Raw genomic sequence first — 26,271 nt, 5'->3', positions numbered from 1 at the left:
CTTGACCAGTACATCATGTATCGATAAATCTGGCGAGCGCCTCAAGGATCCGCACCACCGACACCCGAGGACGGCCATGCCGATCACCGAAGCCCGCGTCGAGACCGACCGGCCCAGCCGGTACCTCGTCCAGCTGTGCAAGCACCTGAGCAACAAGGGCCGCCACCTCGGCCACCGCCCCCGGTCCCACCACGGCGGCGCATCCGCTGCACCGACCGACGGTCACCGGCCGCCCGGTCTGCGGCCGGATCAGATCCACGTCGAGTGGTCCGACACCCAGGGCGTTCTGACCCTCCCCTGGGGCCGGTGCACGCTGCACGCCGAACGGGACGCGCTGGTGCTGCGCGCCGAGGGAGATGACGAACAGGGGCTGCGCCGACTCCAAGAGCTCGTGACCACGCACCTCGACAGGTTCGGTCGGCGCGAGGGACTGCAGGTGGACTGGCAGGACGAGCAGGACGAGCAGGTCGGGCATGGGGCAGGGGCGCCAGCCGCCCGACACCAGAAGGACAGCGCCGTTGCTCGCACGTCCTCGCTGAGACGCAGACACCTCACATGGGCCGGAATCGCGTTCCTGGCTCTCGCGATCATCGCCGTCCACCTGGGCCTGGCGGAGGCTGTGCTCTCCGGGCCACGCTGGACGGACTGGACAATCGGCGCCGTTCTGGCCGTCGTGGTCGTAAAGATCGCGGCCGCGACGGCCCTCGGCCGCCACGCGCACCGCCGCGGCCGACGACGGACCGGCTAGTGGCTCGTCTCGCAGCGTTGGCCGGGTGATCGATGTGCCGCACGGCGGTCAGCGGACTGTCTCCAGGACCTGCTTGGCGCTGGTCGTGGGACGTCGCCCGCTTGATCGAGGCTGTCGTCGGGTGGCCGCCCTCCACATCCGAGTTCAAAGAAGTGTTGCAACGCGGACCAGGTCAGCAACTGCACGAAGGCGGCTCTGCGGCGGCCAAGTTCTCAGGCCCAAGGCACCAGACTTACGTCCCCCACCCAGCCGCGGATTCGCGTGAGGTCCCTGTACTTGCCGTTGTATCCCACTGAGCTGAGGATCAGCAGTACGAGGTAATGACGAGCGAGGAGCCATGCATCTCTAGTCAATCCATCCAATCGGTAGACGGGTTCCTGTGATTCTTGTGGATGCACCAGTCGGTTCCTGACCCAAGTCACAACATCGGCCCCGTCAATATTCTCGTTTTCCTTCGCCTTCACGTCGGCGGCGTACTGTGCGGCAGCCGGAAGGTGGCGGGGGTTGATATCGACGGGGATGTGGGCACCGCGGAGCACCCTGCGAAGCAGGTCGTGAGCTGGGCGTTGCTTGTACTGCTGCTTGGTTAGGGCACCGCCTAGGACGAGGCTCTGCCACATGATGTGCTCCAGGCCGGCCGTACCCATGATGATCCGGGGCTCGACGAAGTCACGGCTCCCAGTGGCGGAGATCGCGTACATCATCTCAAACCGCAGTGGGACAAGCCTGTCAGGATCGGCGAAGTCCTTGATCACGAGGCTCAAGAAGTCACCGAGTGACTCATGATCTTGGTCGTACCACCAGCCATCGCTGGTGCGGCGCGCTGGGTCGCAGTGAGAGCCCAGCCATTCTTCCCACACCCCGCAACCGTCGCTGTCTTCTCCGACGGGCAACATCGGAGCGGCCCATCGGCCGAGTGCAAACGAGATCCCGACATGCATCGCGGTCAGCAGATGGCTGGCTTCGTCGGCTGTAAAGACGGCATCGTCGGCGCGAGACACCTCCATGACATGCGTCATCACGTACACATCAGTCACATAAAGTCCCTGCCAAACCCGCTGGTAGTCGGGGCGGACGTCGAGCGTAATCTTCCAGCCGCTCGCTTGATGCTGCCAACGGCCCGACCACTCGCGTTCTCCGTTGGCCATCTTCTCTGCCAGCCTCAACGGACCATGCCAGTTCGGCAGGTTGAACCAATGAACGAGGATTCGAGTCAAGGGAGCCTGGGAGTCTCCGAAGACGGCCCCGTTCGACCATCCTCCGTCGATGTTGCGCGGTACTCCCGACATAACCATGTCACCCATCGGACGGTGGAGTATCAGAAGAACCTCATCTCGGTTGGCGAAGCCCGGCGATGTTCCGTCGCCGACCTCCCACTCAAAGCTGAGCCCGTTAGAGCAGGTCAACTCCACACGGCCATGAACGTCGGTTGCCCCCAGCCCACCGATCGGGCCGTCGTGCAGAAGCACAGGCTGGCCCGGTTCGTTATAGGGGTAGACCGGCGTGAGAGGTTGGCACGCTGGAGGTTCGTTCGTCGTTGCCACGTGGCCATGGTAGTAGTGCAGCGGCTGGCGACGCTGAGGAATTGCGGCCCTAAAGCGCCTTATGCAACACGCTTTAGCATCGATGGTTCCTGGGCAGCAGAGCGACCCCGCCCCTTTGATCTGAATATTTCTTCCCTTCCCTCCTCTAATTGACGGTCTCTTGCGGTCTTCCCTATCGGGTCAAGGAGCGGCGGAGCCGGCGTGCGAAGTCCTTGACGCGCAGGGAGGCAGCAGCATCCTTACGCCATAAGGAGGGGGAAGACCTGTAGCCGGAGGCCTTACGAGAGTGTCATGTCGCAGAACAAATGTTCCACGGCAGGGTTTTGAGGCTGATTTTCCACCCGGGGCAATTGAAGTATCCTGTAACGATGGCCCCAGCCTCACCGCTTCTCGTGTTTCCCTCTTTGCGTACTCCTCTTAGCCCCAAGGGCTATCTCAACCTAGAGTTTTCATTCCTTTTTGATCTCGACACTGAAATTTCGATTCCGGAATACCACTCGCTCCACTTCGTCGCTGATCTTGAACTTACTTTCCACTTCTGTGGGGGTGATGACATCGAGGACAGGACCGTTAGGCTCGTCTTCGGTCAGGTTCACGTGCAGTTCTTCGGGAACTGGGACGAGCAGTGGGGACGCAAGTGCCAACTTGAGTTTGTAGCCTGAGGTTTGGCATGAACAGGTGCCCGTCACCGTGACCCAGCGTTGGCCCTTGCTGTCTCGGTATGCCGTGGCAGTGAAGTCTTGAGCGCCAGCTTCGCAGGCGTAGCCGTTCGAAGACTCAGACATGCCAACTCCCATCGTCTACTCATTGCTCGACAGTTCACATTCGCCTCCAGGGTCAGGGCGCTTGATGACTGCCGCAATCGGAGATGGGATTTTCATTCATGTGGCTGCGTTTATCTTGTGGATTTTCTTGGACGGTGGTAAGTACCGCAAAAGGCCCTGGGGCTTTACCCACCTCTCTCGCGCCGGGGCCCTACACAGAGAGGGCTCGTCGGGCACTTGAGGGCAGGCGGTGTCTGCCCGATTCGCTGGCGAGCGTAAGCCCTCCCTGCTCCCAACACGATGCAGGCCACCGGCCAAACCCTCAGGCCGACGAGCCTGCCGGTCCTACGGTTGAGGTTCATGCCTCATGGGGGGGGTGGGATCTGAGAGCTACCACCAGCCCCGCTTGACTGACACCCATGCCAGCCATATCAGGCCACCGGTGATCAAGTAATTCTTGGTTTGCAACCAGTCCACGTTCACTTGAGACAGTGCGGCTACCAGCATGAATGTGACGATCATGCTGGGCCATATGAGTGCACCCCCGCCTACCCGCCGTCTGGCAGGGGCGCCACCTGCGATCTGCGTCGCGACGGCTGGCGCGATGTACCCGTTGCGCACCCCTGCCACTACAGCTTCGACGATGTCGCTCTTATCGGCCTTGCTCAGAGCCTTCTCTGCACTCTCGACGGTGTAGATGTCGCCGTGGAGGAAGATATCTCTGCCTGCGGTGACGTTCCCCGCACCGGAAACGTTGACCTGGACTTGCTCCACGTCAGTCAGCCTCATTCTGCTGACCAAACCCTGTTGCCCGGCGAGGGTCGGGGCTGTTCCCGATTCCGGATATGTCGCCGCCCGCAGTGATGTTACCCCGACCACGCACTGTCACAGACCTTGCCGTATTGCCGTCTCCCCGGGTCTCGTTCCTCTTGTTGAAGGAGATCCTCAGGGCGACTGCCGCTCCTCCAAGAGCCAGGACGATGGCAGCCATCGCTATTAAGGCACTCTGGTCCATTTCATCCCCCGTGTCCGTTTTGTGTAGATTGTGCGAAATGATGCCGAGAACATGCTAATGGAACATGGCTGATCCTGTCTCGGGTTCTGACGGGTAGGTGTACTGCCCGTACGGCGGACAAGCTTGCGGCCGACCTGACTCCCCAACACGATGCAGGCCACCGGCCAAACCCTCAGGCCGACAAGCCGGTTGATAGGAGCGGTGTCCTTACAGCGGCAGCTGCCTGGTGAACGCGACGAAGCACGCCCAGCTGGCCGGCCGAAGGTCCATGCGGCCGTACTCTCGATGCTTCGTGTCCCGGACCCTGACCACCGTAGGGTCGTTATCGGCTACTTCGACGCAGCTGTCGGACTTGGTGTAGGTGCTTGTGCGCCAGTTGGGTTCGGTCGTCACAAGATTCCTCCCTGGTCGGTTGCCATGCGGTCAAAGTGCTGGATTGCGGCCAGTATCAGGTCTCTAGCGGTCTGTCCGTACACCGCAGCACGCCTGTGAGACTCGAAGACCCTCATGTAGATGTCGATCTCCCGTGGCTGAGTCACGACCATTTCCGCGGAGAACGTCTCCAACATGACGCGCTTGTCGTCAAACATCACGAAGCCGTGCCCGATCCACGTGTGGAGCTGCGCAGAACGAGGGACGATGCCCATGCTCAGCCGCGGAAGCGCCAGAACAGCTAGTAGCCGGTCGAGTTGAGCCCTCATCACCTCCGAGCCACCATGGTTCGAGTAGAGGGCCTGCTCACCGAGGAGGACGTTGAAGATCCGATCGCCCTGGTACAGGTACTGCTGTCGTTCGAGCCGCTTTGCCACGGCGGCCTCCATGTCTCCTGGGGTGTCGTACAGGCGTGACACCTCATCGAAGATGGCCTTGGCGTATTCGGCGGTCTGCAGTGTGCCCCAGACGACGTTCGGTTCCCAGATACGGAAGACCTTGGTCTTCCTGTAGAGCGGGAGGGACTGCTTCTGGCGTCCTTCGGCCCCGGTCTGGAGCAGTCGCCGCCACTCCAGCCACAGCTCGTCAATGTGGCGAACCGTCGCGATGAGGTCTTGGACTTCGGCTTCGTGTCCGGTCTTCTGGCACCAGACGCGGATGTCGTTCTCGGAAGCGTTCTGCTTGCCGTTCTCGATGCGCGAGACCTTGGATTCCTGCCAACCGGTCGCAACGGCGAAGGCCCGGCCGCTACTGAATCCCGCATCCTTGCGGAATCCACGCAGCCGGGCTCCCAACGCCTCTCGCGTCTCTTGCGCTTGGTTGTTCACGGAAGGATCAGGGCTTGTACTCGGGGTGGGGAACGGCAGAGGCCCACAGCAGATCCCGCACGCGGACACATTCGGCGACGACAGCAGGGGTGTCGATCAGTTCGTTCCCGATGAACCTTCCTGAGTCGCTGAAGTGCCCCACAGCGATGATCGAGTCATCGAACAGCCACCAGTCATTTCCGTCTACGGGGAAGGTCAACCCCTCCGGCAACTGGTGCCGCGGATACCACCTAACGGACTCGCCGGCCTCCTCGTTGACGTGCGCTGTGAGGTACTCCCAGTGGATGTACGGAGTGTGCGGTTCGGTGACCACACGTACCCGACGCATGGTCTTGCCCGAGCCGGTGACGTGTCTCACTAGCTGTGTCCACGGTTCCATGTACGAGTGGTCCAAGGGCTCGCCACGGAGCCAGCTCGCGTAGGGGCCGTCCTCTACTGGGACTGAGTAGTCGTCCCTCAGCTCCAAGTGGAAGGCGCCGTGCACACAGCTATCAAACAGCTGGTTGCGCTCGGCGCTGGAGATCAGCTCCACGCGGTTCCTCCAGTAGCGCGGTGATCGCGGCCTTGGGGACCTCGACCACGGTTTCGTAGTCCGGGATGTCCATTTGTGCCAGTGCCTCGGTATCGGTCACCTCCTGGCCCTGTACAACGTACGTACCTCCAGGAGTGAGGACCATAAGTGGGTCCTCAAGACGCTTGAACTCCCCAGAGGGAAGCCCGTCCTTCGTCAGGTGCTCGAACAGCTCGGTGGGCACCTCCACGGCCGTCTCGCCCTCGCGGATGGTGAGTTGCATCAGCAGGTCATTCGCGAAGATCTTCCAGCCCTGGACGAGGTACGTGTCTCGATCCGTGGCGTAGAGGGTCGGGCACTCTCCCCCTTGGGAGTTCTTACCAAGGAACCGTAGCTTCATGGCTGCTCTCCTGTCCGCTGCCTTGCGCTGGATTGCGCGACCCGCCAAGCGTCGAGCAGGGGTTCTACGCCGTCAATCTTCCCACTGCAAACTGGCGCAATCTTCTTGGGAGTTGGACGTCAACCGCTCTACGGTCGTCAACGAACCCAAACCCGCCCTTGCGGCATCGAGGGGAGAAGCGTGGTGGCAAGCGTGACGGAGGAACATGACATGGTCAGCGTCAACAGCTTGCCCATCGACGGAGAGACGATCACCTCGACCGTCGACCTGGCCTGGGGCATGCAGCTCAGCACGTCGACGCGCAAGGACATCGAGGCGAGAACCGGCGAGCTGATCGGGCACCTGAACCTGCTCGTCGGGCAGTGCCTCAACGAGGACGAGAGCGAAGACACCTTGCGGCTTCTGCGCATGGTGGAACGCCACGTGGCCATGAGTAACCGGCCGACGAGTCGCTCCCCTGTGCACGACGCATACGCCTACATGCGGGACTCGGCCGTCTTTGCCAGCACCTTGCTGTCGATCTACCAGAAGACCAACGGAGCCGAAGAGGGATGACCGTCACGAGGTGGGCTGTGGGTCTCTGTTGGCTCTGCCGGAAGCCCAACCAGCCGGTGATCTTCATAGGCCCTGTGACGGTCAACGGTGTCACTGCTCCAGGCTTCGCCTGTGCAGGGTGCTGTGAGTGGTCCCGCAGATACGTCAGCGCCTACACCCACCAGTTGGACGCGTGTCCCGCCTCATAGCGCCCGTCCCAGCTCCGTTCCCCCGCAGAGCTGGGGCGGGGTAAGCCCCCGCCCATCTGAACGTCCTAGGCAGTCGGCCAGGCGGGCGGGGTTCCACACCCTCACTACAACGAAGAGAGGGCACGACCATGACCGTACTGCTTGAGGCTCCCCAGACCACAAGGGTCCGGGACCCCAAGGCCATCCTCGACGAGATCGGAGAGGCCAACCCTCATCTGATCCCCGACCCCGGCATCGGCCTGTGGGAGCGCGAAGTGCAGCTCCTCATGCGTGACACCGTGCGGGTACGCAGCCTCGCGGAACGCATTCTTAGCCAGGGCGTCGCCTATTTGATCACCGCCATGGAGAAGCCGGGCAACGACATGGGACCGGGCTTCGAGGTCGACCAGGGTGTCCACCAGATCATCCTCGACACCCCCGTGTACTTCGCCATCTGCGAGCGGTACAACGGCGGCCAGTACAAACACCACGCACCGCTGATTGAACGCCGCCGCGACGGGATCGTTATGCGCACCGCGGAGATCATCCGGGCGAACGGCTTCACAGTCGACACGGAGCTCTGGGAGGTCGACGCCTCAGACTGCGGCCCGTGTGACGACAAGGTCCCCGACTCACACTGACCGCCGGCCTCTTCCCTCCGGCTAGATTCGCCCCGCCCTCAACCCCACTCCCCGAGGGCGGGGTCCCCGCATACCGACTACAAGGACGGCTCGTGTCTGTACGTCATGACTACGCCATGGAAACCGAGGTCTGGGACACCTACGCGGAATCGGCGTTCGAGCCGGATGCCCAGCCTGCGTTCCGTTGGACCCAGTACCAGGACCACGGCCCAGGACCGGAGATTCTCGGCGAGCCGCAGAAGACGCTGGAGATCGGATGCGGCACCGGCCGTGCCGTCGCCTACCTCGCCCAGCGCGGTGCGGAGGCACACGGGCTCGACCTGTCCCCCGTCATGGTCAAGAAGATCACCGACAGGTGGTCCGACACGGGAGCCGTCTTTCACCAAGGCGAGGTGCTGTCCTTCCTCGCAACAACCGGCGAGACGTACGACGCCATCTACTCGATCTTCGGATGCGCCTGGTTCGCAAACCCCACGCACTTGCTCCCCCTGGTGCACGATCGTCTGAACCCTGGAGGTGTCTTCGCCTTCTCGCATCCGCCGGCCATCCCAGGTGCCTATGGACCACAGGGCATGTACAAGGGCGGCTTTGCAGGAAAACCCGTCTACACCTACCGCTACAGCTACACCCCACGGAAGTGGCGGAATCTCATGCTGAAGTACGGCTTCCACCGAGCGGGCGTGCAGGTCATCGAGGCTCCCACCGAGGGGCACATCGGCACACTCCTGGGTACTGCCGTCAGACCCTTGTGAGCATCCGGTGGGCATCATTCACTGACCATCGAGGACATGACGAGGCCGGGCCTCCCCTACCGGGAACCCGGCTTTTTGTTTTGGCGAATTCCCTCAACGTTCATTTCCCTTATTGGCAGGAGAATTCACTTTTCGCTATCCTGGTAGAGAATAAGAGATGCATTGAGACAACCTGTCCAGGGTTTCGATTCATCTAACTTAATATGGTAATTTCTATTGCGTCACAGAAAGGTGGTGTTGGTAAGACATCATCAAGCATCTCACTTGCGGCCGGCCTCGCCCGTAAAGGTAGACGCGTCCTACTGGTCGACATTGACTCTCAAGCAAACACTAGCAAGGTCCTTCTGGCTGGCTACACACAGATTCAAAAGCACCAGACCATTTATGCCACAATATTGGAACGCAGTCCCCTCCCCGTCCATGAGACAGCCATTCCTGGGCTCCGCATCGCCCCTTCGCACATTCTGCTCTCCAATACTGATGTCGAGCTGACAACGGCCATTGACCACAGAGAGGAACGGCTCAAGCGTGAGCTGGATGCCGTCAAAGATCGCTACGATTGCGTCTTCATCGATTGCCCTCCAGCTCTCTCGTGGCTAACGGTAAACGCGTTCACAGCCTCCGACAAGGTTATCGTCGTTGTTGCACCGGGATACTTTGAGCTTGACTCGATCGTTCAAATAAGTAAAACACTCAAAGAGGTTCGTGCGCTCTTCAATCCGCGCTTAGAGCTTGCCGGATTCCTCTTCGCCATGGCTGATTCGACTATAAATAGCCGCACGTCTCTTCAGATTCTGCGCCAGACCTACACGGGCTCGGTACTTAACACTGTCATCCCCCGCAATACTGATCCGAGAGACGCCCACTTCAACGCCAAGACGTATTCTCATTCAACCCCAAGTCGCCCGCAGCTCTCGCCTACACGAAGCTGATCGGCGAGCTGTTCGACCTATGAATAAGAAACTCAACATCACTTCCATACAGCGCGACCTGGAGGGCTCTGCCTTCTTCGCGAAGAAGCGACCTGTGGATGTCGGGATATCTCAAACAGCCCTAGGCCCGGCCGGAGCATCGAGCCATCAGGCCTCGACATAAGTTTGACATCTATGAAGACCAATATCAGAGCCTCCAAAAGATCGCCGAATCTCAGCGACAACCTAACCTCGAAGTTTCGTGACGGTCCGCCGACGGAGTCGGTGGACCGTTTTCGTGCCATGGGCTGAGGCTGTGCAGGCCGAAGACCCGAGTGTCGCCTCGGGGTGGCGCCGGATTCCACTGCTCCGGGCGCTGAGGTGCTGTCGAAGGGACGGGGAATCCGCTGGTCAGCCAGGGTCGGGCAGTTGAGTGAGCCGGTCGAGAGCTGCGGTGATGTGACCGGTCCAGGGCCAGTGCCGGGCCAGGCGGAGAGTTCGTCGGCGGCCTGTGGTCACGAGCTGTGCGGCCGCGGTGAACAGGCGGAGCCGTAGTCGGCGGGGCTCCCAGAGCCTGGCCGTGCCGGTCAGGGCGAGCATCGGCATCCAGGCCAGGAGTGCTCTCTGCTTATTTGATCAAGCCTCGGCGCCCCAACTCGTGAAAGGCGGAGCTTAAGGCGTGCGCTCCGTTGTTCCAAGGCTCCGCACCGCACTGACCGCTTCAGGTGACACGAAAGACCGGCCAGCCGATCTCGGTGCGCCATGCGGCGGGATCGCTGGTGTCACGGGGGCCGACAACGTAGCGCTCCCGCACCGGCCCGGCCACCGACATCGCGTTCTCCACGACCCAGGTCCCGAGTTCGCCATACGTGACCTCGATGCCGTCGTGCTCGCCGACGTGGGTGGTGACGGCCAGTTCCGCGGCCGGCAGAGTCGTGGGGTGCACGCGTCCGGTGCGAGGTGGCGCATCGGTCGGCAGGTAGACGACCGCGTGACCGCACTCCTGCTCGAAAAGGGCGTTGTCGTAGCTGCCGCCCGGCGGTCCGGTCACGGCGGCGCCGACGGCCGCCTCCAATTCGGCCATCGCGCCTGCGTACCAGGTCGCGATGTCGCGATGCCCGACTACGGCCTCCACCGCCGCGACCGTCCGGGCGGGCTCTGCACGCAGCTCGACGTCGATCGGCGCAGGGTCGGGCCGGAGGAGGCGGCGCAGCGACACGACCGCGGCCCGGGTGCGGTCGAGTGCGTCCTCGAGGCGTTGCAGGTGGTCTGTGACCAGGGCCGCGCGGACACCGGGGTCGGGGGTCCGCAGGATCTGCTGCACATCGCTCAGGGGGACGTCGAGCTCGCGGAGCCGGTTGATGACCTGCGCGGTCGGGATCTGGTCGACGCGGTAGTAGCGGTAACCGGTGGTCTCGTCCACCACGGCAGGTTCCAGCAGGGCCGCCTCGTGATACCGGCGCAGGGTCCGGACGCTCAAGTGGGTCAGCCGCGAGAACTCCCCGATGGTCAACATCCCGTCACTCTAAACACTCCCCCTGGGGGAGAGTCCACGGCTTGACCCTCCCGTCCCGCGAGGTCACACGGTGGGCTCATGACACAGCACACCGACCTTCCGTCCGATCTGCTCCCGACCACCGTGCGCGAGTTCTTCGCCGCCCACGTCGCCCGCGACGCCGACACCGCCTCGTCGTTCCTCGCCGAGGATGCGGTGATCGTCGACCAGGACGAGACCTTCCGCGGCCGAGAGGAGACCTACGCGTTCCTGCGGGACGCCGGGTCCGAGTTCGAGTACACGACCGAGCAGATCGGCGCTCACCGCGTCGATGACGCCCACTGGGTGGTAACCGTGCGGCTCGAGGGCACCTTCCCGGGGGGCGTCGCCGAGCTCGACTACCGGTTCGCGCTGCGGGACGACCTCATCGCCGAACTCGTCATCGCCAACCACCAAGCCTGACCGAACCCGCACCACCTCGATCTTCAGTGGAGAGAAAAATGTCTAGTTCAGATCGCGATCGTCTCGACGGTCGCCGGGCGCTGGTCACGGGCGGTTCGAAGGGCTCGGGCAAGGCCGTCGTAGAGAGACTGCGAGAGATGGGTGCCGACGTGTGGACCACGGCACGCACTATGCCCGGCGGCTACGAGCGCCCCGACCGATTCATCGAGGCGGACACTTCCACGGTGGGCGGTGTAGAGGTTGTGGTGTCCAAGATCTCTGAGGGAGGTGCGCTGGACATCCTGGTGCACGTTGTCGGAGGGTCGTCAACCCCACCTGGCGGGTTCGCGGCAGCGACTGAGGAGCACTGGCTGGCGGAACTCAACCTGAACTTCTTGGGAGCTGTCCGACTGGATCGAGCGCTGCTGCCGGCAATGGTGGAGGCCGGATCAGGAGTAGTTGTCCACGTCACGTCGATCCAGCGTCAGATGCCGTTGCACGACGCGACGTTGCCGTACGCGTCAGCGAAGGGTGCGTTGCGTACGTACAGCAAGGGTCTTGCGAACGAACTGGCGCCACGAGGAGTGCGAGTAAACGCTGTCAGCCCCGGGGGGATTCAGACCGGAGCGTATGAGGGCTTCATCGACCAGCTCGCCGAGGGCAACGGACTGACCCGCGAGGAGGCGAAGCAGAGCCTGATGGCTTCCCTCGGAGGGCTTCCACTCGGAAGGTTCGCAACGACGGAAGAGGTTGCGGACCTGGTCGGCTTCCTTGTCTCGGACCGAGCCTCATCCATTGTGGGCGCGGAGTACGTCATTGACGGCGGCACTGTCCGGACCGTCTGAGCCAGGCACCGGCTCCGAGTAGCCACTCGCGAACAGCTCGATCCGACGGCGGAACCCCCTCCTTCACACGGAGAACTCTCAGACGCTGCTGCAACACCGAGAAGCGCGTCGACGACGCCGTCGTCGCGCTTCCGGCACTCGCCTGGTCGTCGCGATCGTGCCGCGCGTCTCCAGACGCTGCGCGTCACCAGTTCACGTGTCGAGCGCTCAGGTTGCCCCACCAGATGGCGGGCCGCATCGGTCACGTGACATGTGCCGCTGCCCCGTGAGCTGGGGCAGGCAGACACCCAGTCGACCACCGCAAGGAGAACACATGACCACGCAAATCACGGACCTGTCATCCCCCCAACCGGTCGGACCGCCTCCGCCCTTCGACCCGGAGCTCGCTCCCGTCCTTGAGATCCTGACCAGCCTGCGCTCCCCCGACGCGTACCGTTTGGACAACATCGTTGAGATGCGCAAGCCCGTCCCCGGGGTGGAGACCCCGACCGACGAGATCCTTTCGCGCGGTGGCACCTACAGCGTGGAGGAGCGGGCGGTGCCAGGGCCGGACGGGGAACCGGACATCTCGCTGCTGATCTGTCTCCCGAAGCATGCGACGACCCCGACCCCGGCGCTTTACCACATCCACGGCGGCGGCATGATCGTCGGAGACAACCGGTTCGGCCTCGTCGAGATGTTGAACCTGGCCGAGCCGATGGGCATGGCCGTGGTTTCGGTCGAGTACCGGCTCGCACCTGAGACACCCCACCCGGGTCCCGTCGAGGATTGCTACGCGGGCCTGGTGTGGGTGTCGGATCACGCCCACGAGCTCAACATCGACCCTGAACGCATCGTCCTCGGGGGTGCGAGCGCCGGCGGCGGCCTCGCGGCAGGTGTCACCTTGATGGCACGCGACCGCAACGGCCCGGCAATCCTGGCCCAGCTGCTCCTGTCGCCGATGCTTGATGACCGTAGCCATTCCCTCCCCGCCCTCTCTCCCTGAGCCTGGCGTTTATCCCTGGTGGGCTTGGTGCTCCTTGATCGATTCGGCACGTTCGACGCCGACTGCGAGGACACCGCGGGTGGGCTGTGGGCCCATGTCGACGACGTCAACGGCCGACAGCCGGGCGACCCCATCAAGCCGCCCCGCTCTCCTGGCTGCCGACAGAACCTCCACGCGGCCGGCGCTGGGCAACGCCGCTGCGCGAAGTACGTGTCAGCACCAGCGTGCGGACGGTGTCTGGTGGGCTGCCATCCCTTGGGAAGCGTCGCTGATCTGCGGTTTAGTGGGGGATCATGACGCCGATAGAGGCGCCTACGGATACCTACGAGCTGGTACCGCTTGGGTCGCAAGCCGGTATGTACAACTTGACGGAGTTGCGCAGGATTGAGGCAGGCAAAAAGGCGAGCGAGCGCTATGCGCCGCGACTGACCGGCATGGCAGCGTCAATGCTGCCCTGGAGGACTCTTTGTGGGCCCCACTAAATGGAGTGGGTCGGCACCGCGGGCCAGGAGCTGACTGAGCGGTTGCTGCTGCCGTGCGTATTCGCCAAGTACTTTGTCGTTGGTGAGAAGTTGTGAGACGAGAGCCTTAGAAACGATCAAGGGCCTCGTCTCACCTAAGTGATCCAAGGCCCTGACCTGCGACTACGTAGTCCTGTAGTAGTCGGGACGACAGGATTTGAACCTGCGACCCCTTGACCCCCAGTCAAGTGCGCTACCAAGCTGCGCCACGTCCCGGTGCCCGTTCGCGCGGCGAACCGCGTGATCATGCAGGTCAACCCTACCTCATGCGCCGCCCGCTCCCGACCGGGCCGCCCCCTTGACCCATAGTTGCTGCCACCTATAATTGCCTAACTCAACAGAATCGACAGCCGGGCAGGCCCCGCCCCCGGGCCGTGACCGAACGGAGCAACATGTCCCTCCTGGCCCGGCCCGCGGTGGCCGCCTTCGTCGCCAAGGCCATGCAACGGGTGACCGTCATGGCGGACCGCCGCTCCGGCGGCCGGGGCTCCGCCGCGGCCTCGCACGCCCGGTTCCCCGAATATCCGCGCAGGACACGGGAGTTGACGATCCCGACGTCGATCGCCCCGGCGCGGGCCACCGTGTATCTGCCGGCGGACGACGAGCCCGCTCCCCCGGTGCACGTCAACTTCCACGGCGGCGGTTACGTCATGACGCTGACCGAACTCGACGACCCGCTGTGCCGCTTCCTCGCCGCCGAGGCGGGGGTGGTCGTGATCAACGTGGACTATGTCGTCGCGCCGCAGCATCCGTTCCCGGCGCCGCCCCGGCAGGCGTACGACGTCGTCCGGTGGGTCGCGGAGCACGGCGCCGAGGAGGGCTGGGACGGCGACCGGCTCACCGTGGGCGGGCAGAGTGCGGGCGGCGGGCTCGCGGCGGCCGTGGCACGGCAGGCACTGGAGGAGGGCGGCCCCTCGATCGCGCTCCAGGCCCTGCACTATCCGCCGCTCGACCTGGCGACGGGCGCCCGGGACAAGCGCGCCGCCATCGCCAAGCCGATGCTGCGGCCCTGGATGGCCGACGTCTTCGACACCTCGTACGTCCCTGACGTGCGCCGGCGCCTCGACCGGCTGGTGTCCCCCGCTCACCCCTCGGACACCGCGGACCTGAAGGGCATCGCCCCGGCCCTGCTGGTCACCGCCGAGTACGACCTGCTCCGGGCCGAGGGCGAGCACTATGCCGAGCGGCTCCGGGAGGCAGGTGCCCTGGTCGAGCACCATGAGGTGCGCGGCGCCGATCACGGGTACGACGGGCAGGACGAGGAGAAGGCGCGCGAGGTGTACGCGATCATCGCCCGGCATCTGCGGGAGGCCACGGGCAGTCGACTGCCCTGAGACCCCGGACGCACGACAGGCCGATCCGCTCCGCCGGTCGGTGACAGCGCGCCCCGGTCACTGATCGTCCGGGCAGGTGGCACCCACGCTCACCGAGACCGGCGGGGCGGGCGGGACAGGCGGGTACATGTCCGCCGGAGGGCACGAAGGCCGATCCGTAGGACCCGGCGTCGTGGTGGTCCTGGCACCCCGGACCGGGCTCCAGGACCTCCCCGCGGCGAATCCCGCCATCAGCAGGGCCACGACCACGACCACCCACCACGGCAGATGGGCGGTGGCCATGTACCCGACGACTGCCACCAGCGCGAGAAATACCGTCACGTCACCGATCCCCCTTAACCGTTCCACTCCCCTGCCCCGGGCACACCGAGGGTCGCCCGCGTCACAGCAGGCATATGACGCAACAATACGCGAGACCGTCGTATAACCCAGTTCGGCTCATCGGTACATATGACGGACGCCAATCGGCGGGTGACGGACGTCAGTCGGGGCACATCCGGTGGGTGCGCTCAGTGCGCGCCGATCAGTTCCCGCTCACTGTCACTGCGGTCCGCCCGCTTGCCGCCGCGCGCCGCGGCGATGCCGATCAGTTTTGTCAACAATCTCAGCGACAATCCAGGGTCGTCCCAGACCCAGGGCGTCCAGAGACGGCTCCGGGCGTCCGGAGAATGAGGGAACGGGCGCGTCAGGCGACCGGGGGCGTCCCGTGCGTGTGGAAGGACTCGATCGTCTTCAGGCCCCACGCCTGCCCCTTGGCCCGCTCGGCCTCGGTCCAGGTGATCAGCGGCCAGTCCGGGGCCAGCACGAGGCGCGTGAGCGGGTTGCACAGCTCGACGCGGTTGCCGCCGGGCTCGTAGACGTACAGGAAGAACGTCTGCTGGATGGCGTGCTTGTGCGGGCCCGTCTCGATGAACACGCCGCTGTCGATGGCGAGATCGGCGGCGCGCAGGATCTCCTCACGGGTGTCGGTCGCGAAGGCGATGTGGTGCAGCCGGCCGGTGGAGCCGGTCCAGTCCGAGGTGTAGACGACGTCGTACGACTTGTCGGTGAAGGTCAGCCAGCGGGCCGCGATCTTCCCGGAGTTCAGCTGGATCTGCTCCGTCGGCCGGGCGCCCAGCACCCGCTCCTGGAACTCGGCGTTGGCGAGCACGTCGGCGGCGAGGAAGTTGACGTGGTCCAGGCGCCGCACTCCCACACCCCGGTTGGGCTTGGCCTGCGGCTGGTTCTTCAGCGCCGGCCTCAGCTCGTCCGGTGCCCTGTAGTACTCGCTCTCCCAGTACAGGGCGTGCTCGTGCCCGTCGGGATCGGTGGTGAGGTACAGCCTGCCGATGCCGGGCTCGTCCTCGACCCACTTGCCGGAGCCGCCGGCGGCCTCGACGGCCTTGATACGGCGGTGCAGTCCCTCCTCGCTCGAGGTGCGCAGGGCGAGCCTGCCGAGGCCGGGCCGGTCGCGGGCGGTGAGGACCAGGCTGTGGTGCTCGTAGTCGTCGAAGGTCCGCAGGTAGACGGTGTCGCCTTCCCGGCCGCTGACGGTGAGCCCGACATAGTCGGTGAAGAAGGCGACGCTGGCGTCCAGGTCCGGGGAGAACAGCTGGGCGTGGCCGATGTGGGCGATGTCACCGAGCGGCGGGGTCATCGGGGGCCTCCAGGGGAATGTGCGGGGATCGGGGCCGTCTCGGCGGGCCGGGGAAAACGGTGCCGTCGAAGATCTTGCGGGCCGTGCGGACGACGGCGGTGCGGCGGGCGACGGGCAGGCCGTCGGGGTCGGTGGTGAGACTGCTGTCGATGTCCAGGAAACCTGCGGGGTGTTCGAGGCGGATGGGGTCGCCTTCGGCGGGCAGTCGCGCGAGTTCCGCACCGACGCCGCCTTCGACGCGCAGTCCGGCGGCGACGCTCGCCGCGCCGAGCACGCCGATCGAGGTGTGGCAGCGGACCGGGATGAAGGTGCGGGTGGTGACTGCGCCGCCGTGCCGGGGCGGGGCGAGGAGGGTGAGCTTCGGGACGGTCGTGTCCGACACGTCGCCCAGGCCCATCAAGTGGCCCGCCTTCAGCCGGATCTCGCGGAGCCGGTCGGCGAGCTTCAGGTCCTCCTCCAGGTCCTTGGGGGTCTCGTAGCCGGTGACCTGCACGCAGTCCGCTGTCATCAGCACCGTCGGCATGCCGTTGTCCACGCAGGTCACCGGGATGCCGTCGATCATGTCCCGTGGGCGGCCCGTGGGCAGCAGTCTGCCCGCGCCCGCCGGGAACTCGATCACCACCGCGGCGGCCGTACCAGGCACGCCCGAGATCTCGGTGCCCCCCGTGTAGTCGACGCGGCCGCCCGGCGTCGGGAAGGTCGCGGTGGCGAGGTCGCCGGTGTTGACCATGCGGATGCGTACGGAGGTCCGCTCCTCCCCCGCCGGGACCAGGCCGCGTTCCACGGCGAACGGCCCTACGCCAGCGAGGATGTTCCCGCAGTTCTGACGGACACTCACTTCTGGTTTGCCGACGGCCACTTGCAGGAACAGGTAGTCGACATCGGCCGCCGGGTCCGACGAGGGCGAGACCACCGCGACCTTGCTGGCGAGCGGGTGGGCGCCGCCCAGGCCGTCGATCTGCCGTTCGTCGGGGCTGCCCATCACGCGGAGCAACAGCGCGTCGCGCAGGGCGGGTTCGGCGGGGAGGTCCTCGGCCAGGAAGTAGGCGCCCTTGGAGGTGCCGCCGCGCATCAGCATGCAGCGGAGCTCCGTGGGCCCGGTCACGACCCGGCCTCCTCGCGCACATACTCGTCGTAGGACTTGTAGGTCACGCCGAGCCGCACCAGCGTCTCCCGCAACCCGTAGCGGTCCAGGCCCAGTTGGCCGTCGAGGAACGCGGCGCGCGTCGCGGCCTCCTTGGCCTCGCGGGCCTCGGACTTCGCGACCGTCTCGCGAGCCCGCTCACGGGGGACGACCACGACGCCGTCGTCGTCGGCGAGGATCACGTCGCCGGGTCGGATCACCTGGCCGTCGATGGCGATCGGCACGTTGACCGAGCCGCCGGTGGCCTTGACGGTGCCCTGCGCGGAGACCGCGCGGGACCAGGCGGCGAAGCCCGACTTCCGCAGCTCCTGGGTGTCGCGGATGCCCGTGTTGAGGACGACTGCGCGCACCCCGCGCTGCTTCAGGGCGGTCGCGAACAGCTCGCCGAACAGGCCGTCCGTGCACGGCGAGGTGGTGGTGACGACCAGGAGGTCGCCCTCGCCGCACTGCTCCACGGCGGCGTGGATCATGAGGTTGTCGCCTGGCCGGCCGAGCACGGTGACGGCCGTGCCCGCGACTCGTACGCCCTGCTGGATCGGGCGGATCCCCGGGCCCAGCAGGCCGGTTCGGCCCATCGCCTCGCTCACCGTCGCCACGCCGAAGCCGGCCAGCGCGTCGACGTCCTTCAGCTCCGCCTTCGGCGGGTCGGTGACGATCACGCCGCTCATGCCAGCTCCTTCGCGATCTGCGGGAAGGGGCGCATGTACGCCTCGGCCAGGGTCCGGTGGGCCAGGCCCAGGTTGGGTCCGGCGTTGCGCTTGAGCTGGACGCCGCGGCGTACGGCGAGGTCGGTGTAGTAGTCCCACAGGTGCTGCTGGGCACCGAGGCACTCCATGGCCTTGCGTTTGGTGTCCCACACCTCGGTGATGTCGAGCAGGACCTCGGGCCGGAAGCCGCTCATCTCGGGCTGGTGCGGCTCGAAGTAGAAGACGGGCGGGGCGCCGATGATGTCGCCGTCGCCGGGGTAGCCGATGGCCTGGGCGAGGATCCGGGCCTGCAGGGCCATGCTGTTGGCGGCCGGGTGGTCACTGTTGTACGGGTCCTCGGTGGGGTGGGTGAGGACGACGTCGGGCTGGGTCTCGCGGTAGACGGCGACGAGTTGGTCGGTCAGCTCGGCCGTGGCGGTCAGCGGGTAGTCGCCGGCGTCGAAGAAGCGGACCTCGGCGCCGAGGGTGGCGGCGGCTCGCTCGGCCTCGTCGCGCCGTATCGCCTTGATCTCCGCCAGTTTCCTGCCCTCGCGCCAGGCTTTGGCGGACTCGCCGCGCTCGCCGAAGGTCAGGCACGCGATGGTGACCACCTCGCCCCGGGCGGCGGACAGGGCGACGGCCCCGCCCGCCCGCCACACGAAGTCCCCGGCGTGTGCGGTGATGACGAGGGTGGAGCGTGGGGTGGCGGGCGCGTTGGCCTGAGTCATTACTGCTCTCCTTGGTGGACAGGTGGACGCCCGCCTCCCCCTCGTCCGGCGCTTCCGCGTCAGTCGCGCAACGCCTCGATCACGCTGGTGAGATGGGCGCGGACGGCCGCCTCGGCCGCCTGCGGGTCCCTGGCCGTGATCGCCTCGATCATCGCCAGATGCTCATTCAGGGAGTGCTGCGGACGTCCCGGCCGCAGCGCCAACTGGAAGCGGTGGCGCACCAGTTGGCCGTGGAGCCGCTCCAGGAGTTCCACGGCGGTCCGCTGACCGGAGAACTCCTGGATCCTGGCGTGCAGTTCCTGGTTGAGCTCGGAGTACGTCATCGGCTCGCCGTCGGCCACGGCCTTGGTCATGGCCGTGCCCAGGTCGGCGAGTCGGGCCAGCTGCTCGTCACTGGCCGTGACGGCGGCCTTGGCCGCGCAGAGCCCCTCCAGGGCCATGCGGCACTCGGTGATGGCGACCGCTTCCTCGACGCTCACCACCCGCACCCGCGAACCGCGGTTGCGGATCCGCTCGACCAGGCCCTGGGCCTCCAGGTCGATGAGTGCAGCGCGAATGCTGGCCCGTGTCACACCGAACTGTTCGGCGAGTTCGTTCTCCACCAGCCGCTGTGCCGGGGCCATCTCGCCCTGCAGGATCGCCTGCCGCAGCTGCGCGAGCGCGTGCCGCTTGGCCTGCTCTCCGGTGCTCGGACGGGCTTCGTTCGGCATGTGCCCTCCCTGAGTGAGTGCCTGTCGAACGTAAATCTAGTCAAACATAATTGTCAACAATTTTGTCGGCTGAATCTCCGGCGCCAGGGCTCCGCAACTGTCCGACGTCGGCCGATCCTCAGCCGGTCCGTACCGTGCCGGTGTGCGCGCTGGGTCCGCCCCCTGCGTGGGGAGTTCCCTACCCCCCCTCCACGCTGGGGCTGATGGTGTACGCGTACGGCCCACTGGGAGCCGGCGTCGCCAGGATGTCGTCGACGACGTCGACGTACTCGGCCTCCACGTGCCGCCATGTCGTCGCCGTGGCGCTCACCCGCAGGTCCGAGGTGCCGAGCAACTCCTCGGTCTTCGCCCGGTCCTTCACGGTCGCCCCTCCTCAACCGGAGATGGCCTACGTCACATGGATTCGGTGGCTCCGGGAGCCGCCGTCGTTCCGCGGATCTCCAGCGCGGGGACCGCGAGATGGATCTGGCCCGCTCCCCCGGCGCCCTCGAACCGGTCGAGCAGACAGCGGGCCGCCCGGCGGCCGACCTCGTGGCTGGTGTTGTCGACCGTGGTGAGCCACACATGGCGCAGGCGGGCGATGCTCGTGTTGTCGTAGCCGACGACGGACAGGTCGCGCGGGACGCGCAGCCCCAACTCCTCGGCGGCGGAGAGCGCGCCGATGGCGGCGATGTCGTTGACGGCGAAGACGGCGGTGGGCCGCTCGGGGCGGCTGAGCAGCCGGACGGTGGTGCGGTAACCGCCCTCCTCGGTCATGTCGCTGGGCTCGACGACCGCCTCGTGCGCGAGGCCGTGCTCCCGCAACGTCGCCTCGAAGCTGCGGCGGCGCAGCTCGCCCACCGCCCCGTACCCCGCGATGTGCGCGATCCGCCGGTGCCCGAGGCCGATGAGGTGCTCGGCGACGAGGCGGGCGCCCCGCTCGTCGTCGCCCGCCACGACGTCGACGCCGGCCGGCACCGGCTCGCGGGCGGCGGCCACCACGACCGGCATCCGCTCGACCACCGTGCCGAGCGCGGCCGGGTCGGGCAGCGTGCCGACCACGACCAGGCCGTCGACCCCCAGGTCCAGCAACGGGCCCGCCGGGTCCTGGCCGGTACGGCGGTTGAGGCGGGCGTCGGCGAGCAGCATGTGCAGGCCGTTGTCGTGCAGCAGCGAGTTGAGGCCGTCGAGCATGTCGACGAACCAGGGGTTGCGCAGGTCGTTCAGGAGGACGCCGACCGTGCGGGTGCGCCGTTCGCTGAGGCTGCGCGCGGCGGTGTTGGGCCGGTAGCCGAGCTCGCGCACGGCCCGCAGGACGGCGTCGCGCTTCTCCGGGCGTACCTGGTCGGAGCCGCGCAGGACCAGCGAGACCAGCGACTTGGAGACGCCGGCCCGGTCGGCCACGTCGCGGATCGTCGGCGGTCTCATGGGATGGACCGTTCCACGGCGGCGTGCACCTTGTCAAAAGGTTGACATCGAGCGGATATGGCCCCCAGTGTGGCCTGGACAGAAAATGGACCGGTCCAAAGAGGGGCTGTCATGGTGGATTCGCTCGGTGTCGCCGTCGTCGGGTTCGGCTGGATGGGCCGGGTGCACACCCAGGCGTACGCCCGCCTGCCGCACCACTACCCGCATCTGCCCCTGCGTCCGCGGCTCGTGACGATCGCCGAGGACGTGCCGGGCCGGGCCGAGGAGGCCGCCGCGCAGTTCGGGTTCGCCGCCACGACCCGCCACTGGCGCGAGATCGCCGCCGACCCACGGGTGCAGGCCGTCTCCATCACCGCCCCGAACTTCCTGCACCGCGAGATCGGCGTGGCGATGGCCGAGGCCGGCAAGCACATCTGGATCGAGAAGCCGGTCGGCCTGACGGTCGCCGACGCGCGGGCGGTCGCCGACGCCGTCGCCAAGGCCGGTGTCCAGGGCGCGGTCGGCTTCAACTACCGCAACGCGCCCGCCGTCGAGGCCGCCCGCGAACTCATCGCCTCCGGCGGGATCGGCACCGTCACCCACGTCCGCGTCCGCCTCTTCAGCGACTACGCCGCCCACCCCGACTCCGCCCTGACCTGGCGGTACGAGAAGGAGCGCGGCGGCAGCGGCGTCCTCGGCGACCTCGCCTCGCACGGCGCCGACCTGGCCCGGTACCTGCTCGGCGACATCGCCTCCCTGACCGCCGACACCGCCGTCTTCATCCCCGAGCGCGCCCGCCCCACCGGCGCCACCGCCGGCCACACCCTGGCCACGGGCGGCGAGCTCGGCCCGGTCGAGAACGAGGACTACGTCAACTGTCTGCTGCGCTTCGCCTCGGGCGCCCGCGGTGTCCTGGAGGCCTGCCGGGTATCGGTCGGCGAGCAGAACAACTACGGCTTCGAGGTGCACGGCACCCAGGGCGCGGTCTTCTGGGACTTCCGCCGCATGAACGAGCTCGGCGTCAGCCGCGGCACCAGTTACCAGGACCAGCCCGTCAGCACCGTCTACGTCGGCCCGGGCGACGGCGAGTTCGGCGCCTTCCAGCCGGGCGCGGCGAACGCCATGGGCTACGACGACCTCAAGGTCATCGAGGCGTCCCGCTTCCTGCGCTCCGTCGCCGAGGGCGTCCCGCACGGGGCCACCGTCGAGGACGCCGTGCACAGCGCCGCCGTACTGGACGCGATGGTGCGGTCGGCTGAGAGCGGCGCGTGGGTGGACCTGGCCCCGAAGGCGTGACGGCCGGCGTCAGCGCGCCCTGTCGGCCCGCAGCCCCAGGACCACCTTGACCGGGGCCATGGCGAGCCAGAGCCACATGGCCGCGGCGCCGACGACCAGCGCGAGCGGGACGCTGAGCAGGAACACCACCACCGTCACCGCGAGGTCGGCCGCGAAGAGCCGGAAGCCCTCCGGTGGTGCCGCCTCGCCGCGCAGCCAGGGGCGCCGGGCCAGGAGGACGAGCAGCGCCAGGTGGGCGGCGCCGAGGGCGGCGACCGCTCCCGCGTAGATGGCGACCGAGGCCGGTTCCCTGCCGTACTCGGCGATGAGCTTGGTGGGGAAGGGCACCAGGGCCGCGACACTCAGGCCCACGATCGACAGCGTGATCACCTGCCCGTCGATCTGCCGGACGAAGCCGAAGATCCGCCGGTGCTCGCGCCAGAAGACGCCGAGCACCAGCACGCTGAGCGCGTAGGCACCGAAGTTCGGGATCAGTTCGTGCAGGGCGGCGTGATACTGCGCCGTGTCGAGACCCCGTGGCACATAGAAGTCCAGGACGAGCAGCGTGATGGCGATGGCGAACACGCCGTCGGCGAGCGCCACCAGCCGCTCGGGCCCGCCGTCCGGATTCGATTTCCACATGCGCACGACGGTAGGGAGCCGGGCCCGTCGAGCGGGCGTACACGCCAGGCGCGCACCCACGATCGTCACCCGATGGGCGTGGGCATGTTGTACGGCGTCACCACCTGGATCGCCGACGGCAGCGTGGGCCCCGCGGGCGGCAGCGCGCCGTGGGCCCGCATGACGATGTGGCAGGCCTCGCGCATGTCCTGGCGCAGGTCGTGGTGGAGGACCAGGGACAGACGGTGCTCGCGCAGCAGGCGGGTGTTGTCGTGGTCGAGGTCGTGCGCGACGAACACCGCGCACTCGCGGCCCAGGTCCTCGAAGGCCCGCAGGGTGGCGATGTTGCCGCCGCCGATCGAGTAGACCGCGCGGATCTGCGGATCGCGCTCCAGGGCGGCCCGCACCAGGTCGTACTGGGTGGCGTCCAGGCCCTGTCCCTCGGCCAGTTCGACCAGCGTGCGCTGGGGGTGCCGGGCGCGCATGGCGCTGCGGAAGCCCATCTCGCGCTCCTCCTCGTTGCGGAAGAAGCCGCTGCTGAGGCTGGTGAGGACATGGCCGGGCCGGTCGCCGAGCCACTGGCCCATCAGGTACGCGGCGGTCGCCCCGGCGGCCCGGTTGTCGATGCCGACGTAGGCGAGGCGCGGCGTGGACGGCAGGTCGGTCACCAGGGTGACCACCGGTATCCCGGCCTCCGCGAGCCGCACGACGGCTGCCGCGACCTCGGGGACGTCCGGCGCCTTGAGGATCACTCCCTGCGAACCGCGCCGGGCGATGCGGTCCAGCGTCCGCGTCAGCTCCTCGACCGGGCCCGTCTCCCGGAAGTGGAACCGCGAGCGCACGACGGCCGGGTGCAGGCCCGGCAGCTCGGCCTCCAGGGCGGCCCGGACGGCGGTGGAGAACCGGTCCGGCGTCTGCATCACGATGTCGATCATGAACGTACGGCCCACCAGCCGGACCTGGGTGCGCTGCCGGTCCAGGTCGGCGATGGCCTGCCGCACCTCCCGCGCGGTGCTCTCCCGCACCCCTCCCCTGCCGTTCAGGACCCGGTCGACGGTGGCCTCGCTGAGGCCTGCCTGACGTGCGATCTCCCGGATCGGGAAGGGGTGACCCATGGGGCTGCTCCCGGGGTTGGTCCTGAGGGGTTTTTGATGGCCCCCTGCTGGTTGTTCGACGGGATTGTCATGACAAGAATGACAGCGCTGAGTCGCCGCTGTCACCGAGAGGACGCCGATGTCCTACACGTCCCTTCACCGCCGTCCGTGGCTGTCCGAGCAGGACTGCGACCTCGGCGCCTTCCGTGACCTCGTCGAGCGCACCACCGACCTCACCGACTACCCGTACGCCTCCGCCGTGGAGCAGGGCGTCCTGCTCTACGACAGCGACCGCCTGCGCGGGGCGGGGGACCCTCGTGCGGTGCGCGCCGAACTGGTCCGCGCCCTCACCGACGGTCCCGGCATCGTGGTCTTCCAGGGCGCCTTCCCGGACCCGGTGATCGTGGACCGGCTCAGCGCCGTGTTCGACGCGCTGATCGCCGAGCAGCGCGCCTCGGGCGCGAACGCCGGGGACCACTTCGCCAAGCCGGGCGCCAACGACCGGGTCTGGAACGCGCTGGAGAAGGCCGCGCTCTACGACCCGCAGGCGTTCGCCGACTACTACGCCAACGACATCCTGGCGCTCGTCTCGACCGCCTGGCTCGGCCCCGGCTACCAGGTGACCTCGCAGGTGAACGTGGTCAACCCCGGCGGCGCCGCCCAGACCGCGCACCGCGACTACCACCTCGGCTTCCTCTCCAACGAGACCGCGGCCGCCTACCCGGCCCACGTCCACCTCCTCTCCCCCGTACTCACCCTCCAGGGCGCCGTCGCGCACTGCGACATGCCGGTGGAGTCCGGGCCGACGATGTACCTGCCGTACTCGCAGACGTACGAGCCCGGCTACCTGGCCTGGCGACTGCCCGAGTTCCAGGCGTACTTCGAGGCGCACCACGTCCAGCTCCCGCTCGCCAAGGGCGACGCGGCCTTCTTCAACCCGGCGCTGTTCCACGCGGCCGGCACCAACCGGTCGGCGGACATCCGGCGCATGGCGAACCTGCTCCAGGTGTCCTCCGCGTTCGGCCGGGCGATGGAGACGGTGGACCGCGAGGCGGTCGCGAACGCCGTCTATCCGGTGCTGCTGCGGCAGGGCGAGGGCGCGGACGAGGCGTGGTCGGCGAACGTGATCGCCGCGAGCGCCGAAGGGTACCCCTTCCCCACGAACCTGGACAGCGATCCGCCGGTGGACGGGCTGGCCCCGCCCGCCCAGGCGGACGTCGTGCGGCGGGCGCTGCGCGAGGCATGGACTCCCGAGGCTCTGCGGGACGAGCTGCGGGCCGGCGCCGAGCGGCGCCTGAGCTGAAAGGACCCGGAACACCCATGGGACTTCTCGACGACAAGGTCGTCCTCGTCAACGGCGGCAGCCAGGGCGTCGGCGCCGCCATCGCGCGGGCGGCCGTGCGCGAGGGGGCGGTCGTGGCCGTCACCGGGCGGCGCACCGAACCCGGTGAGGCGCTGGTGGCCGAGCTGGCCGCCGACGGGGCCAAGGCCATGTTCGTACGGGCCGACCTCTCCGACGCCGACCAAGCGAAGGCGTCCGTCGCCGAGGTCGTCGACGCGTACGGGCGGATCGACTGCCTGGTCAACTCCGCGGGGCTGACGTCGCGGGGCACACTGCTCGACACCACGCCCGAGCTGTTCGACCAGCACATCGCGATCAACCTCAAGGCGCCGTTCTTCGCCATGCAGGCCGCCGTGACGGACATGCTGGCCCGCAAGGCGCCCGGCACGATCGTCAACATCATCACCACCTCGGCACACGGCGGGCAGCCGTTCCTCGCGCCGTACGTCTCCGCCAAGGCCGGCCTCATCGGGCTGACCCGCAACGCCGCCCACGCGCACCGCTGGGACCGGATCCGGATCAACGGCCTGAACATCGGCTGGACGGCGACCGAGGGCGAGGACGCCACGCAGAAGGCCTTCCACGGGGCGGCAGACGGCTGGCGCGAGTCGGCTGCCGCCGGGCTGCCGATGGGCAAGCTGGGCCAGCCCGACGAGATCGCCGACTTCGTGGTGTTCCTGCTGTCGGAGCGGTCCGGTGTGGTCACCGGTTCGGTGATCGACTGGGACCAGAACGTACTGGGTGGCATGGACTAGGCCCGC

30 protein-coding genes, 1 tRNA gene and 1 pseudogene are annotated in these 26,271 nt (G+C 67.0%); 12 read left to right on the top strand and 20 right to left on the bottom strand.

Features of this window, described 5'->3' with window-relative positions; genetic code table 11:
• Positions 1–76: 76 nt before the first annotated feature.
• The gene (locus EJ357_RS41330; RefSeq protein WP_126397030.1) at positions 77–748 is read left to right on the top strand and encodes a DUF2218 domain-containing protein; all 672 of its coding nucleotides are present in this window, start codon (positions 77–79) and stop codon (positions 746–748) included.
• A 212-nt stretch (positions 749–960) separates the two neighbouring features.
• Here the strand turns inward: EJ357_RS41330 and EJ357_RS41325 are convergent, their stop codons facing one another.
• From EJ357_RS41325 to EJ357_RS41295, 7 genes are all read right to left on the bottom strand, one after another.
• On the bottom strand, positions 961–2,292 hold the full coding sequence (locus tag EJ357_RS41325) for a hypothetical protein (protein ID WP_126397028.1): 1,332 nt from the start codon (positions 2,290–2,292) through the stop codon (positions 961–963).
• Positions 2,293–2,741: 449 nt separating this feature from the next.
• Positions 2,742–3,077, bottom strand: a complete 336-nt coding sequence (locus tag EJ357_RS41320; protein WP_126397026.1) for a hypothetical protein — start codon at positions 3,075–3,077, stop codon at positions 2,742–2,744.
• 369 nt (positions 3,078–3,446) lie between these two features.
• The gene (locus tag EJ357_RS41315) at positions 3,447–3,845 is read right to left on the bottom strand and encodes a hypothetical protein (protein ID WP_126397024.1); all 399 of its coding nucleotides are present in this window, start codon (positions 3,843–3,845) and stop codon (positions 3,447–3,449) included.
• A gap of 433 nt (positions 3,846–4,278) precedes the next feature.
• Positions 4,279–4,464 (bottom strand): DUF397 domain-containing protein, encoded by a 186-nt coding sequence (locus EJ357_RS41310; RefSeq protein ID WP_126397022.1) that lies wholly within the window; start codon positions 4,462–4,464, stop codon positions 4,279–4,281.
• On the bottom strand, positions 4,461–5,330 hold the full coding sequence (locus EJ357_RS41305; protein WP_175647712.1) for a helix-turn-helix domain-containing protein: 870 nt from the start codon (positions 5,328–5,330) through the stop codon (positions 4,461–4,463). The genes EJ357_RS41310 and EJ357_RS41305 overlap by 4 nt, the downstream gene beginning before the upstream one ends.
• A 7-nt stretch (positions 5,331–5,337) precedes the next feature.
• Complete coding sequence (locus EJ357_RS41300) at positions 5,338–5,862, bottom strand: DUF6879 family protein (RefSeq protein WP_126397020.1); 525 nt, start codon at positions 5,860–5,862, stop codon at positions 5,338–5,340.
• A complete protein-coding gene (locus EJ357_RS41295) occupies positions 5,822–6,241 on the bottom strand; it encodes a hypothetical protein (protein ID WP_126397018.1) in 420 nt (139 codons plus the stop codon). Before EJ357_RS41295 ends, EJ357_RS41300 begins: the two co-directional genes overlap by 41 nt.
• A 210-nt stretch (positions 6,242–6,451) precedes the next feature.
• Here EJ357_RS41295 and EJ357_RS41290 point away from each other — a divergent pair, with 210 nt between their 5' ends.
• The 4 genes from EJ357_RS41290 (at position 6,452) to EJ357_RS41275 (ending at position 9,288) form a co-directional block, all read left to right on the top strand.
• The gene (locus EJ357_RS41290) at positions 6,452–6,796 is read left to right on the top strand and encodes a hypothetical protein (protein ID WP_126397016.1); all 345 of its coding nucleotides are present in this window, start codon (positions 6,452–6,454) and stop codon (positions 6,794–6,796) included.
• 316 nt (positions 6,797–7,112) lie between these two features.
• Positions 7,113–7,604, top strand: a complete 492-nt coding sequence (locus EJ357_RS41285; RefSeq protein WP_126397014.1) for a hypothetical protein — start codon at positions 7,113–7,115, stop codon at positions 7,602–7,604.
• Between the two features lie 92 nt (positions 7,605–7,696).
• Positions 7,697–8,356, top strand: coding sequence for a class I SAM-dependent methyltransferase (locus EJ357_RS41280; RefSeq protein WP_126397012.1), 660 nt, complete (start codon positions 7,697–7,699; stop codon positions 8,354–8,356).
• Between the two features lie 203 nt (positions 8,357–8,559).
• The gene (locus tag EJ357_RS41275) at positions 8,560–9,288 is read left to right on the top strand and encodes a ParA family protein (RefSeq protein ID WP_126397010.1); all 729 of its coding nucleotides are present in this window, start codon (positions 8,560–8,562) and stop codon (positions 9,286–9,288) included.
• A gap of 390 nt (positions 9,289–9,678) precedes the next feature.
• Here the strand turns inward: EJ357_RS41275 and EJ357_RS41270 are convergent.
• Together EJ357_RS41270 and EJ357_RS41265 are read right to left on the bottom strand one after the other, a co-directional pair.
• A pseudogene (locus tag EJ357_RS41270) lies at positions 9,679–9,885 on the bottom strand (transposase); the annotation flags it as partial.
• Between the two features lie 103 nt (positions 9,886–9,988).
• Positions 9,989–10,783 carry a MerR family transcriptional regulator gene (locus tag EJ357_RS41265; RefSeq protein ID WP_126397008.1) on the bottom strand — a complete coding sequence of 265 codons (795 nt, stop codon included), beginning with the start codon at positions 10,781–10,783 and terminating at the stop codon, positions 9,989–9,991.
• Between the two features lie 78 nt (positions 10,784–10,861).
• Between EJ357_RS41265 and EJ357_RS41260 the strand changes: the two genes are divergently transcribed.
• The 3 genes from EJ357_RS41260 (at position 10,862) to EJ357_RS41250 (ending at position 13,033) form a co-directional block, all read left to right on the top strand.
• A complete protein-coding gene (locus EJ357_RS41260; RefSeq protein WP_126397006.1) occupies positions 10,862–11,224 on the top strand; it encodes a nuclear transport factor 2 family protein in 363 nt (120 codons plus the stop codon).
• A 38-nt stretch (positions 11,225–11,262) separates the two neighbouring features.
• A complete protein-coding gene (locus EJ357_RS41255; RefSeq protein WP_126397004.1) occupies positions 11,263–12,048 on the top strand; it encodes an SDR family oxidoreductase in 786 nt (261 codons plus the stop codon).
• A 313-nt stretch (positions 12,049–12,361) separates the two neighbouring features.
• The gene (locus EJ357_RS41250) at positions 12,362–13,033 is read left to right on the top strand and encodes an alpha/beta hydrolase (protein WP_228472767.1); all 672 of its coding nucleotides are present in this window, start codon (positions 12,362–12,364) and stop codon (positions 13,031–13,033) included.
• Between the two features lie 663 nt (positions 13,034–13,696).
• Here the strand turns inward: EJ357_RS41250 and EJ357_RS41245 are convergent.
• Positions 13,697–13,770, bottom strand: a tRNA-Pro gene (locus tag EJ357_RS41245).
• A 176-nt stretch (positions 13,771–13,946) separates the two neighbouring features.
• Between EJ357_RS41245 and EJ357_RS41240 the strand changes: the two genes are divergently transcribed.
• Complete coding sequence (locus EJ357_RS41240; protein ID WP_126397002.1) at positions 13,947–14,888, top strand: alpha/beta hydrolase fold domain-containing protein; 942 nt, start codon at positions 13,947–13,949, stop codon at positions 14,886–14,888.
• 57 nt (positions 14,889–14,945) lie between these two features.
• Here EJ357_RS41240 and EJ357_RS41235 read toward each other — a convergent pair whose 3' ends face one another.
• The 8 genes from EJ357_RS41235 to EJ357_RS41200 form a co-directional block, all read right to left on the bottom strand.
• Positions 14,946–15,209: a hypothetical protein gene (locus tag EJ357_RS41235; protein WP_126397000.1), complete on the bottom strand. Its 264-nt coding sequence runs from the start codon at positions 15,207–15,209 to the stop codon at positions 14,946–14,948.
• A 364-nt stretch (positions 15,210–15,573) separates the two neighbouring features.
• Positions 15,574–16,524 carry a catechol 2,3-dioxygenase gene (locus EJ357_RS41230; protein WP_126396998.1) on the bottom strand — a complete coding sequence of 317 codons (951 nt, stop codon included), beginning with the start codon at positions 16,522–16,524 and terminating at the stop codon, positions 15,574–15,576.
• Positions 16,505–17,629 (bottom strand): 4-oxalomesaconate tautomerase, encoded by a 1,125-nt coding sequence (locus EJ357_RS41225; protein ID WP_175647711.1) that lies wholly within the window; start codon positions 17,627–17,629, stop codon positions 16,505–16,507. Before EJ357_RS41225 ends, EJ357_RS41230 begins: the two co-directional genes overlap by 20 nt.
• Positions 17,626–18,336 (bottom strand): 4-carboxy-4-hydroxy-2-oxoadipate aldolase/oxaloacetate decarboxylase, encoded by a 711-nt coding sequence (locus EJ357_RS41220; RefSeq protein ID WP_126396996.1) that lies wholly within the window; start codon positions 18,334–18,336, stop codon positions 17,626–17,628. The genes EJ357_RS41225 and EJ357_RS41220 overlap by 4 nt, the downstream gene beginning before the upstream one ends.
• Entirely contained in the window at positions 18,333–19,082 is a 750-nt protein-coding gene (locus EJ357_RS41215) for a PIG-L deacetylase family protein (protein ID WP_126396994.1), read from the bottom strand. The genes EJ357_RS41220 and EJ357_RS41215 overlap by 4 nt, the downstream gene beginning before the upstream one ends.
• Before the next feature lie 59 nt (positions 19,083–19,141).
• Positions 19,142–19,792 (bottom strand): GntR family transcriptional regulator, encoded by a 651-nt coding sequence (locus tag EJ357_RS41210; RefSeq protein WP_126396992.1) that lies wholly within the window; start codon positions 19,790–19,792, stop codon positions 19,142–19,144.
• Positions 19,793–19,970: 178 nt separating this feature from the next.
• Positions 19,971–20,153 (bottom strand): hypothetical protein, encoded by a 183-nt coding sequence (locus EJ357_RS41205; RefSeq protein WP_126396990.1) that lies wholly within the window; start codon positions 20,151–20,153, stop codon positions 19,971–19,973.
• A gap of 32 nt (positions 20,154–20,185) precedes the next feature.
• Positions 20,186–21,199 (bottom strand): LacI family DNA-binding transcriptional regulator, encoded by a 1,014-nt coding sequence (locus EJ357_RS41200; protein ID WP_126396988.1) that lies wholly within the window; start codon positions 21,197–21,199, stop codon positions 20,186–20,188.
• 111 nt (positions 21,200–21,310) lie between these two features.
• Between EJ357_RS41200 and EJ357_RS41195 the strand changes: the two genes are divergently transcribed.
• Positions 21,311–22,474 (top strand): Gfo/Idh/MocA family protein, encoded by a 1,164-nt coding sequence (locus EJ357_RS41195; protein WP_126396986.1) that lies wholly within the window; start codon positions 21,311–21,313, stop codon positions 22,472–22,474.
• 9 nt (positions 22,475–22,483) lie between these two features.
• On the opposite strand, the gene EJ357_RS41190 is transcribed toward EJ357_RS41195, so the two are convergent.
• Positions 22,484–23,095 carry a TMEM175 family protein gene (locus EJ357_RS41190; RefSeq protein ID WP_175647710.1) on the bottom strand — a complete coding sequence of 204 codons (612 nt, stop codon included), beginning with the start codon at positions 23,093–23,095 and terminating at the stop codon, positions 22,484–22,486.
• Positions 23,096–23,160: 65 nt separating this feature from the next.
• Positions 23,161–24,189, bottom strand: coding sequence for a LacI family DNA-binding transcriptional regulator (locus EJ357_RS41185; protein WP_126396984.1), 1,029 nt, complete (start codon positions 24,187–24,189; stop codon positions 23,161–23,163).
• Positions 24,190–24,307: 118 nt separating this feature from the next.
• Here EJ357_RS41185 and EJ357_RS41180 point away from each other — a divergent pair, with 118 nt between their 5' ends.
• On the top strand, positions 24,308–25,471 hold the full coding sequence (locus tag EJ357_RS41180; RefSeq protein ID WP_126396982.1) for a phytanoyl-CoA dioxygenase family protein: 1,164 nt from the start codon (positions 24,308–24,310) through the stop codon (positions 25,469–25,471).
• 17 nt (positions 25,472–25,488) lie between these two features.
• Positions 25,489–26,265: an SDR family oxidoreductase gene (locus EJ357_RS41175; RefSeq protein ID WP_126396980.1), complete on the top strand. Its 777-nt coding sequence runs from the start codon at positions 25,489–25,491 to the stop codon at positions 26,263–26,265.
• Positions 26,266–26,271: the final 6 nt, after the last annotated feature.

This window comes from Streptomyces cyaneochromogenes, assembly GCF_003963535.1.
Taxonomy (GTDB): domain Bacteria; phylum Actinomycetota; class Actinomycetes; order Streptomycetales; family Streptomycetaceae; genus Streptomyces; species Streptomyces shaanxiensis.
Note: the sequence above shows the minus strand (reverse complement) of the source record. Positions and strands in the feature narration are given on the sequence as shown.